Raw genomic sequence first — 10020 nt, 5'->3', positions numbered from 1 at the left:
GGGGGGGGCGATTCGAGACGCATCGGAGAGGTGGGTCATCAACGAACTGGAGCCTGAACAGGCTAGTCTAAAACAGATCAACGATTGGCTGGGCGAGGAGATAGTACGCTTCGCAGGTATGGAGTCTGGCTAATCGCGCATGCTGATAGGTGATGAGTGCTGATGATGACCTTAAATTGGGATTATAATTTAATTTTTGGATAGTCTCTAATTGCTAGGTTTATTGATTTTAGAATTGGTGAGAACTTAGAAAAATTGATGGTTTTTTGGTTGGCTTTCACAATGTGCTGAGCAAATGTATTTTTGTTGTAAGTAGTGCTTGGTGGGCCTTTACGAAGCACTTCGAAAGTTTTGCCATCGTAGGGCATTGATAATACAGACCGATGGAAGAAATCCTCCATCATGGTGTCATTTCCTCCTGAGAGCGGAGTAAGTACAACGTAAAGATTTTGAGCGATTTTGTATAGGGTTTTGCTTTTGTCTAATGTTGTCCCTTTCCCTGCTGGGATTGAGTACGTGGTTCCGGTCACGTCTTTAATTGCCTTGAATATTGTGTCTGATCCTTTGTCGTTGTCTACCACTATGATCGTGGGGTGCAGTGGCGGATGAGCCTTGTATTTTGCACATTGTTTTGCGTAATTTCTTATAAAGTGACCTATGTCGGGTGTGCCGCCGCTCAGTCCCATTACATGATGGGTTAGATTAGAATATTTAAGGAAACGGACTCTTAGCTTTAGTTTTCCTTCGGGATCAATTTTGGCGAGCCTTGGAAAATTCGCATGCAGAGCTTTGATTGCGCAAGTCAGATAGACGTTGTCAGTTTTTCCTTCGCAAATAATAGTTGGTTGCGGTGAGCCATAGAAATATCTATAGAATAAAAAATCTCCGTGTAGTCGCTCTATCGCGGTCTTTGGGAAGTCCTCATGCCTTTTGTTGCTGTTGTTAACAAGTTTTTCTCTGTTGAAACGGTCGATCATGTAGATGTAGCTAAACATCCCTTCTAGCTGATTGAGGTTTTTATAAGTTAGCTCTTTCTTTTCTTTGGTCTTATGGTTTTCGTGGATGAAGTAGTCGCCATCCAGGAAAAGCTTGTGTGTCATTGCTCTTACGTTGCGTCTAAAGATTGCCGGAGTGTTGGCTTTTTGGTTAACAACAAGGCCTGTGACGGCTTGTTGAGAGCAGGCATATTGCATACGGGTTTTTTCATGATTAAGAGAAAACCCACTTTTGTGCATTATTTTTAGTAAGGGGGTGCCAGGAATCCAAGATTGTGTTTCTTCCAGACGGTAGGCAATTTCTTTTGGAAACTTTGGTTTGTTTGTTGAGAAGGTCAGGTCGTCAGCATACCGCGAGTATGTACAGCCAGTTTTTTTTGCTAGTTGTACTAAGCGGAGGTCAATTAAGTGGCCTATGAGATTCGACGCGATAGGGGACGTCGGGCTACCCTGAGGGAGCTTGTTGTCATGGCATATGATTTGAGCAATGATGGTTGCTATTTTGGGGTGGAAATTGAATTCTCTATTGCTTATTAGAAACCCCCGGATTCTCCCCATGTGTATTGTGCCGAAAAAATCTTGTATATCAATGTTGAAAACATACAGTCTCTTTTTATGCGGATCGGCATTCGATGCGATTGAGTGCCCTTTCTTAAAGCCGTGAGAAATAGGGCCGGGAGACGGGGCTTTTTTTTCAATGCTTTCTAAACATTCATCGAGAGCTTTCTTGATTTTTCGCTGTAATGTTTTCAGTTCATCACAGGGAGCCATGATTCTGCGTTTAGAACCATTGCTTTTGGGGATGTCAAATTCGGTGTATTTGTTTGTTTTTTTATAAATTAAATATGCAAGAGAGGCGGGTGTGTAATTAAGTATTATTGCAAGATCATGAAGGGTGGCTGCCTTTTGAAGGCGATGCAATGTTGACATGGCTCATCCCTGAATTTGAAAGAGAGGTTTACAGGCACTCATATGCGTCCGTCAGGATTATTCACCCTGCATACCTTTGTGAGTCGCGTAGAAGCAATATCCAGCACGAACCTTTCACGTACCACGAACCGTGGTAAAAAAATCTGCCTGTAAACCTCACCTTCAGGATAGCGCAATGCGACATGGTCTTGTCAACAGCAAAGAAATACACGTGAATACTTAACCTCTTGATGCTGCCGGGCTAAATGTGCCGATTCATCTACCGCTCAAACACCCAGTGAATCGCCCCTGGTTTAATAGACGGCTGCTTTTGGCCGTTTTCTACCTGGTGCGCCCCGACCAGCCATAGCAGGTCCTGCCTCGTCGTATGGCTTTGGCTCATTAGTTCCCGCGCATCCTCCTGTCCGGTGCGATCTGTAACCGGCCCGGGCGAATTGTTCCTCTAACCCATTCGCTGTTGATCTGGTCGAGTCCACTCATCACCCGGCTAACCTCGTAGGTTGCGCTGGGGCGACGGGGGCGGATGCATTCGTTGCACAGGCATAGGCCGAGCAGTAGCACCTAGGCTTCGCTGTATGCGATTCCTTCCAGATAGACGTGTTCCAGGCCAGCCAAGACTGCCTTGGTAATTAGGGTGACAAATGGATACCTGCCGGGAGCGAGTGCCAGCCACCTTTTCTCAGCCGCTTCTGCACTAGATCTTTGTACTCCTGCGGCTCAGGCGCTTCCTTGCGGTTATGGCGGCGCTGATTGCACAGCCGGCAGGCGGCAGCAATGTTGGATTGGGTATCTCTCCCGCCATCCTGCCTAGCGACCAGATGCTCGGCTGTGCACTGAAAGTGCCTAGCATGGTGAAGGGAAAGGCCGTGGAGATGGGCGAAGGTCTCAGGAGTATCGCGCCACATCTGATAGCCGCAGTAATAGCAGCGGCCATCTTGGCGATCGAAGGCCGCGGAGCGAAGTTTGATAAAAGATTTATGGGCCATAGCAGCCTCCTGTATGAATAAGGAAGTCCGCTGTGCCTAAAGGCAGGAAACGGTACCAGTCGACTTACTCGAACTGGCCCAACATCGCCCCTCAGGGAAACGACAAGAGCAAATCTACGCCAAAACAAAAGCAGTGATCAAGCAGTCAGGACGCAATCAAGCGCGGACACTTCGCCCAGTACCAGGACCTCGCGGATTACCTAGCCGAGCTGAGTGCCGAACAGTACATAATCAGAGGGTACGATAACGTACCCATCGCCCGCTACGCCGTAGCGCCGAGCACTAAGGTGTGCATGCTCCACGGAGAGGTGCGCGGTATCCACCTAGGCGCAATCAGGTGGGGTTGGGCGATACATTGGGTCAAGCCCTACCTGCCGCTGGCAATGAACTCTCGCGTTGAGGTCTTGGCTAGCAGCAAATACTTCAGGGAGAAAATCAACGGTGTAAAAAGTATAAATCCCTGTAGTTAACCGGGCTGAGCGTCATTCGAACTTCGCGTTAGGCCATCGCATTTCGGCTTCAACCAAGACTTCGGTATGAGTCATCGGCTCGCCGATCATTGTGAAGGGGCGGTAGGGTGCTCCTCCTGATTGGCGGCTTTTTTTGGTTATCGAGCTTTGAGACTTGCTTAGTAATGAATCAGTGATTTCATGATCGAATGTTCAATGTTGTGTGCGTTGCGAAGCAATGCACCTGCACTTACGCGCCTTGATGAACCTTGATATGAACACCTAGGCCCCTTTAAGAGCCTTGATTTACCTTGATATGAACAAGCTCTGATTCGGGTGGGAAACAAATGGTGTTTATGGTCTTTACGATCGCCTCGGTTTTTTCTCGATCTAATGCCCACCATCTTGCGGTCTTGCCGGTTTTGGGCCGGTAGCGGAGCCGCAGCAGACCTATCATGGTGGCGTTCTCGATATGTTCCCCCGCTATGCCAATATGATCGGAAGATTGGGCTTCCATGGCGAAACCTTTGCCGTCACGATCTTCGAGCCAGAAGATCAGACCCTCATGCGCGCTCTCTACGTCATCGTTGATTGGATAGATCAATTCTGCATCGTGGTCGCCAGACTCGGCCATATAATAGACCTGCTCCAGTAGCCCAAACCTAAGGAGTGGACTGAGCACCATCCATGCCCCTTTATTGCCCTTGTCATCGATGCGCCCCGCATACTCGGCGAACAAGCCGGAGGCTATTGACGTAGTTTCCGTTTCAGTGAATCCATAGAGTATGGAGTGAGCAATGGGGCAGATAATTTTTCGCTCAAACGTTGTTATCGCGATAGCTCGAGGCAATCCCGCCTCGTTATCCAGGTCCTGCAATCCGTATAACCGGATGAACTTCTCCAACAGTTCCAGCTTCCCAGCCTCTCGCAGCTTGGTAATCGGCGGGATTTCCTCATCTGCCCCATCAATCAGCTCATTCGGCAGCCACAGTAACGACGCATCGTCTTCTGGCTTTTGAAGCTTGTAGCGTGGTTTTTTTCCGGTCTGGAGAACTTCAATGAGTCCCGCTTTGACCAAAGCGGCTATTGCATCCTTGGCACGCCGACGTGCCATTCCCGAATACTTGAAAACAGACAGAGCGCTCCAGGCGGTCGTAGCATTGTCCCGCCCAGTGCCTCTTGCCAAAATCAAAAGTGTTACGGCCGCGTTTATCCCTATCTCACACGCCGCCACAAACTCGTCAGCCCCTACGGCAAAGAAATTTCCTTGGCTCACTGGATAACCTCGCAGGTTTTAAAAAGCGGGCCGGAGCCCGCACTTAGGTTGCGATCAGGATGCTTCTCGCAGCAAAACATATTTGGCCACACGATGGGGAGGACGCCCCGGCTCAGTAGCCTGATAGGCCCAATGCGTAGCAATCACGTGCCCACGATTTCGAAGGCGGCGGATCGTGTTCGGCGGGTGGACGATGTCCAGACCGTTGGCCGCTTCGATTGTTGTGATGGGACCGCTACGTAGCGCCTCCATCATCTTGCGGTCTTGCTCATTAGACGAATGTAATGTCATAGTTCGTGCCTCACTTGGTGCTAGCCAATGTGTCTTGCCCAAGCGGAGTTGCACCTCCGCTTGGGCGCTCTCTCTTGCCGCTTCCTTGCGCTTCCTCCTCCATACCTAATTCCTACAACCGGTCTTCGTACTCCATGACCAGCGCCTCAATTTTTTGGGTTGCGTGGGCCAGCGGTGGAATCGTGTGCGTGCTATTACTCATCTGGCGTTTTCCTTGGCCAAGCGGTTGAGCCAGGCTTCCAACTGCTTGATGAGGATCAGTCGACGCTTGCCGGACTTGAACGACTCCAGATCGCCCTTAGCGATGGCTTCATAGATGGCGGAGCGGGTGTGTCCGGTCATGCGACCAGCCTCTTCTGGGCCGACTGCAAGCGGGGCGATGGTTGCTGCTGCTTGGGTCATGGCGACTCTCCTGCCGGCTGCGTGAGTTGGTGCCGGCTAGTTGAGAGAATACACATACAAAGTATTGCTGTGCAAGCAAATGCTAAACACGCAAGCATTCAACAGGATTGACTCGCGTCTGCTTGACGGGCAAGCTTAACTAGTCAGATGAGCTGACCTAAGTCAGGCCGACTGATTCTCTGGCTGGAAAGGGGTGCAGGTGTGGTGAAATCAACAAAGAAGAAGGGTGAAACCAGCGCTACCGTAAGCGTTGGGATCAGGATTGACCCCCGCATAAAATATGGAATAGACCTTGCGGCACGAATTCAGAAGCGCACGGTAACCGGGGTGGTCGAGTGGGCCATAGAGAGGGCGTTGGCCGAAGTGAATATGCCGCACTCTATTTTCATTGAAGATGAAGCCCCCGACGCGCCTACTGATTTGGCACACCACCTTGACGACGTTCTGTGGTCCAGCAATGAAGGGGTTCGACTGGTTCTTTTAGCCTCCCGTTATCCGTCGCTGCTCTCTTATGAAGAGACCCGAATATGGGAAACGATCAAACTTTCGCCCCCGTTTTGGCATAGGCTGCCGCGCTCTGCTGATGAATGCACACCATGGGATAACGCGAAGCTTGATGTGATCGCCGACAGTTGGCGAGTCATCGTCGAAGTCGTGGAGAGCAGAAAAGAGGTGTCCGCAATTACTTATGCGGACGTTGGCGTCCCTATTGAACTCGTCGAGCTTCATACGAAGGCAATGTTGCTGCAAGAGTGCCTAGAGCAGTTGCTAATTAAAGACCCCGAACTATTCGCGCGAGTGAAAGAAATAGAGCGGGCTAGGGACAGCGTCATGCTCGCCATACAAGAGCAAAAAACCAGGTTGGAGGCTGCTATGCAGCGTCATCCGGACAAAGAAAAGCCAAAGGACTTTGGCAAGCTCAGCTAAATCAGCTCCACTGCCGCAGCCTTGCTATCCGGCGCTAGGTGCGCATAGCGGAGAGTCATCTTGATATCCGCGTGCCCCAGCAACTCTCGCACGGTGTTCAAAGGTACACCGGCCATCACCAGGCGTGACGCGAAGTCGTGACGCATATCGTGCCAGCGAAAGTCCTTCACCGTGGCATTCTTCAGCAGCTCCAGCCAGGCGGTCTTAACGTCAGTCATACGCCCGCCATCCTGGCTAGGGAAGAGGTATCCAGTCGAGTCACTCTGCTTTTTCCAGCTATTGAGCGTGGCTATGGCCTCGGCATTCAGTGGAATATGTCGTGTCTCGGCAGTCTTGGCACCTTCGCCGGCAACGGTGATCGTCTTCGCTTCCAGGTTCACGTCGAACCATCGCAGGTTGAACAGCTCGCCACGGCGTAGGCCCGTGTTCAGCGAAAGTAGCACCATGGGTTTCAAGTGATCGGCAAAGGTCACTGAGCGCAGGTCTGGCAACAAATCCCGCTTACGCTCTGCGCGCCATTGGTTAGCACTGTCACGCTCTGCCCGCATCCGTTCTTCCCGGGCATCCAAAGTGTCCCTGATGCGCTGGGTTTCGTCCTTGGACAGATAGCGGATGCGGCCTTTGGTATCGACTTTGAGTTGCTTCACCTTGTCCAGCGGTGAACTGGTCAGATAACCCCAGTCTACGGCTCGGCTTAAGACGCCGCTAATGCTGCCCATCTTGCGATTGGCGGTCGCCGGCTTGTTGCCACTTTTGATCCAGCTAGTACGGATGGCTTCCAGGTCGCGCCCGGTAATCTCCTGCAATCGCTGGAGCATGATCGGCTCGAAATTGTTATCAAGGGTGTGCTTGGTCTTTTCGTGGCCCCGGTGATGGGCCTCGAACCACGGTAGATAGGTGTCATGGATGAAGGCGCGCAAAGTAGGGGAGGCTGCACCTTTGCGGCCTTGGGTGACTGCCAGCGGTTCACCGTGCTCGTGGGCGTCGGCCAAATAGCGGGCAGCTTCCTGCCGGGCCTGCTCGAGCGTCATCTTGCCGACACGGCCAAGGGTGACGTTCTTGTTCCGTGCCCAAGTGACCATATAGCTCATGTGCCCGCTGGGCAGCACGCGGATGAAAAGCCCGGGCTGAGTGGTGTCGTGGACGCGGAAGGGCTTATCCTCAGGCTTCAGGCCGTTGAGCAGCTTCTGACTGAACTTGGTTTTCATGGCTCACCGTGACAGCAGTGTGGCAGCAAAAATCACAATATCAGGCGGTTTTACCGGATGCAACCAAACTATAAGTTTCTGTTTTTAAAGGTAAGCTATTGATATTGAGTGAGTATATTTGGCCCTCCTAAGGGGAAGGTTGGCAGTTCGAACCTGCCCTGGGACACCATATTCTGCAGCTCCCCGCCTGTTCCAACACCTCCTTTTCACGACTTGTAGATAAAACTCGACAAATACAGGTGCTCAGGGTTTATCGAAGCCATCAACCCTGCCTTCGCGACTTTCCCTCTCCTCTCCCTCGTAGTCTGAATCTCCCATTCCGTCTGGGAGTATCCGCCGATGTGCGGCCTGTAGTGCTTGTTCATAGTTGAGACCTGTAGATCAGAAAATGGTCCAAGGTCGATCTCCGATGACTGGACCCCCGCTCAGGAGAAAGTCATGGCTATGCGCAAGAAAACCTCATCGCCAACGAATGATCTGGCCAGTAACGCCGGTGACCATCCTTCACCCGTCAACCACGACTGGACTTTTACCTACATTCCGACCGTCACCACCAACCTTAAAGACTACGCACCGGGCAGCACTGCCATCATTACTGCCAGCGGTTTCGCTGCCGGCAGTACTGTGACGCTCGAAGTGGACCACGCCGTCGGTGCTGGCGCGGATGGCGTGTGGGGTACGTCCGACGATGTACTCGATACCAATACCGGCGCGGGTCACGAGCCCTGGTCCGTGACCGACGGCGGTGCCGGCGATCTCGACGGCCAGGTCAACGGCAGCGTCACCACCTCCTGGTACGTGAATCCCGACGACTCGGCAGGCGCGACGTTTCTGCTCACCGCGGCCTCTGCAGGCGTCGATGGAGTCGTCGGCACCGGTGACGACGCGGTGGCGACAACTTCGTTTACGGACAGCGTTTTGGGCGTTGTGGCGACTGGCGAGGACGTGACACTGGATGAAACGGCCGGGTTGCAGAACGCCACTGCCACGCCAATTCCTGCGGGGGACGCTGACGACAACGACATTCTGGTGGCGTCCCTGCCTTCGGCCTTCACTACCCGTTTAGCCGCACTGGGGGCAGGTACCGCCACGGGCGCGGCCTTGAGTGGCTATACCGGTGCCGTGGGCAACACGGGCAGCAATGCATTCACCATCACCGCTGACCCCGGAGCAACCATTACCGATATCAGCTTCGTCGGCAGCTCCGGTGCACCGCTCAATGGCGTGGACAGCGGACTGGATACCCTCGATGGCACCAGCATCCTTCTCTATACGGATACGAACAACAACATCGTCGTGGGCCGAGCCGGGAGCGCAACCGGCGCGATCGTGTTCGCTGCCTATATAGAAGAAACCGGATCGCCGGTCACGGGCGGCAAGATCTGGACCGTGGAGTACCAACCGCTCAAACATCCCGACATGACGAATGCCGATGATTCGCTCAATCTGACGGATAAGGTTTTCATCGGAGCCAGCCAGGATCTGGAATTCAGCCTGGCCAATGCGCCCTCCGGTCAGAACCTCTTTCTGATGTTCACCAAGGCGAACCCGAACGTTGTCGATGTCGGTGGTGTGTTGCGGATCACCGATCCCACCATCATCGCCACCGGCAAGAACCCGGCAGACCAGTCAAGCGGTTTCAATATAACGACTGGCGACACGATCAATACCAGCCAGGCGGGGGGGCCGACCACCTTCGGCACCAACAATCAGATGATTGTGGAGCAAGAGGGCATCCGCTTTTCGTTCGTCACGGGTGCCAGGCAGAATGTGACCATTCCCAACCTGGACCAGAACGAAGCCGATCTTGAAGCCAACGTCGACTTTACCGACGTCTTCAATGCGAAGTCGGCCAGTTTCGATGTCGTGCAGTTGCAAAGCGGCAAGAGTGCCGTGGTAAGGGTCAGCGCATTCAGCACTGCTGCTGAACCTGGCGCGAATTTCATCAATGGATATGTGGGTGATATGTCGATTGCCATCACCAATGTTCGCGTCTTCAACAGTGCCGGGCAGGTGATCGAGAACTCAAACGGCTCGGTGAATGATCCGGCCATCACCATCAGCTTTGCAGCGGGGGTTGCAACAATCACCGGCGTTAAAGCCGGCTACCAGATTGAATACACCACGACGTCGGACCACAACCGCGTGCTCGTCGAGAATGGGGCGGCCGTCAATGCCAAGGGCAATGAGCACGCCGATTTTGATATCGGTGGTTTCACGCTGGTCCAGGCCTCTATTTCGAAAGCCGAAATCGGTTCCAAGATCATCTTCGACGACGATGGACCGAGCATCAGCACCACCGGCACTGAGCCAACGCTGACAGTGGACGAGACGCTGTTGGCGACTGACGCCACCCAGAGCTTCGCCGCCAACTTCAACTCGGCGTTTGGCGCTGATGGTGCCGGGACGCTGACCTATGCACTGGGCGTGGTGGCCGGAGCCTCCGGGCTGACAGACACCGCTTCGGGCCAGGCGGTAAACCTGTCGCTCAATGGCACTGTGGTCGAAGGGCGTACGGCCCTCAGCAATCTGCTGGTATTCACGGTCAGTGTCGCC

9 protein-coding genes are annotated in these 10020 nt (G+C 53.0%); 3 read left to right on the top strand and 6 right to left on the bottom strand.

Features of this window, described 5'->3' with window-relative positions; translation table 11 throughout:
• Nucleotides 1-182 precede the first annotated feature (182 nt).
• Both AC3WN7_RS17960 and AC3WN7_RS17955 read right to left on the bottom strand, forming a co-directional pair.
• Nucleotides 183-1925 (bottom strand): retron Ec67 family RNA-directed DNA polymerase/endonuclease, encoded by a 1743-nt coding sequence (locus AC3WN7_RS17960; RefSeq protein ID WP_102675808.1) that lies wholly within the window; start codon nt 1923-1925, stop codon nt 183-185.
• 629 nt (nt 1926-2554) lie between these two features.
• Nucleotides 2555-2911 (bottom strand): HNH endonuclease, encoded by a 357-nt coding sequence (locus AC3WN7_RS17955; protein WP_102675809.1) that lies wholly within the window; start codon nt 2909-2911, stop codon nt 2555-2557.
• 155 nt (nt 2912-3066) lie between these two features.
• Here AC3WN7_RS17955 and AC3WN7_RS17950 point away from each other — a divergent pair, with 155 nt between their 5' ends.
• Nucleotides 3067-3381, top strand: coding sequence for an SOS response-associated peptidase family protein (locus tag AC3WN7_RS17950; protein WP_409077340.1), 315 nt, complete (start codon nt 3067-3069; stop codon nt 3379-3381).
• Nucleotides 3382-3652: 271 nt separating this feature from the next.
• Here the strand turns inward: AC3WN7_RS17950 and AC3WN7_RS17945 are convergent, their stop codons facing one another.
• The 3 genes from AC3WN7_RS17945 to AC3WN7_RS17935 all read right to left on the bottom strand — a co-directional run bounded on the left by AC3WN7_RS17945 (nt 3653) and on the right by AC3WN7_RS17935 (nt 5329).
• Nucleotides 3653-4636: a hypothetical protein gene (locus AC3WN7_RS17945; protein WP_146022479.1), complete on the bottom strand. Its 984-nt coding sequence runs from the start codon at nt 4634-4636 to the stop codon at nt 3653-3655.
• 54 nt (nt 4637-4690) lie between these two features.
• Nucleotides 4691-4927: a helix-turn-helix domain-containing protein gene (locus AC3WN7_RS17940; RefSeq protein WP_102675811.1), complete on the bottom strand. Its 237-nt coding sequence runs from the start codon at nt 4925-4927 to the stop codon at nt 4691-4693.
• A gap of 198 nt (nt 4928-5125) precedes the next feature.
• The gene (locus AC3WN7_RS17935; protein WP_102675812.1) at nt 5126-5329 is read right to left on the bottom strand and encodes a helix-turn-helix domain-containing protein; all 204 of its coding nucleotides are present in this window, start codon (nt 5327-5329) and stop codon (nt 5126-5128) included.
• Nucleotides 5330-5530: 201 nt separating this feature from the next.
• On the opposite strand from AC3WN7_RS17935, the gene AC3WN7_RS17930 reads away from it, so the two are divergent.
• Complete coding sequence (locus AC3WN7_RS17930) at nt 5531-6256, top strand: hypothetical protein (RefSeq protein WP_102675813.1); 726 nt, start codon at nt 5531-5533, stop codon at nt 6254-6256.
• Here the strand turns inward: AC3WN7_RS17930 and AC3WN7_RS17925 are convergent.
• The gene (locus AC3WN7_RS17925; RefSeq protein ID WP_102675814.1) at nt 6253-7464 is read right to left on the bottom strand and encodes a site-specific integrase; all 1212 of its coding nucleotides are present in this window, start codon (nt 7462-7464) and stop codon (nt 6253-6255) included. The genes AC3WN7_RS17930 and AC3WN7_RS17925 overlap by 4 nt on opposite strands.
• A gap of 438 nt (nt 7465-7902) precedes the next feature.
• Here AC3WN7_RS17925 and AC3WN7_RS17920 point away from each other — a divergent pair.
• Nucleotides 7903-10020, top strand: a 2118-nt coding sequence (locus tag AC3WN7_RS17920) for a DUF5801 repeats-in-toxin domain-containing protein (RefSeq protein ID WP_256585813.1), incomplete at its 3' end; no start/stop codon positions are given.

It is taken from the genome of Pseudomonas sp. FW305-70, assembly GCF_058783925.1.
Note: the sequence above shows the minus strand (reverse complement) of the source record. Positions and strands in the feature narration are given on the sequence as shown.